The following is a 345-nucleotide window of genomic DNA, read 5'->3' on the forward strand; positions in this document are numbered from 1 at the left end:
TTCAAACATATTCAATTTGACATTGAATTAGTGAAAGACGTTGAAGGTGCGCCTTCTACTGAAGTTGAACGCCGCCGCGCATCAGCTTAAAAATAATAAAGGGATGGATTTCGCCTCCATCCTTTATCTCATTTAACTAAAGAATTTAGACCAATCCAAATCTAATCATTTTGATTTGTTTAAATTTTTGCAAGACCTAAAAGGATATAGATAGCTTTATCTATAAAACGCTATGATTGATAAATCTCAAAAGACTTTAACCGAAGCCCTCTCCCAAATTAAAGACGGTTCAACCATTATGATTGGTGGGTTTGGTACTGCAGGTCAGCCTGCTGAACTCATCGA

General features: G+C 36.5%; 2 protein-coding genes. Both read left to right on the plus strand.

Annotated elements, in window-relative coordinates; genetic code table 11:
• On the plus strand, nucleotides 1–90 hold a 90-nt coding region (locus tag AC1M87_RS14800), incomplete at its 5' end, for a hypothetical protein (RefSeq protein ID WP_481592540.1).
• Nucleotides 91–232: 142 nt separating this feature from the next.
• The coding region (locus AC1M87_RS14805) for a CoA-transferase (protein ID WP_481588093.1) at nucleotides 233–345 on the plus strand (113 nt) is incomplete at its 3' end.

Source organism: Acinetobacter sp. 24-47-62 (assembly GCF_056779765.1).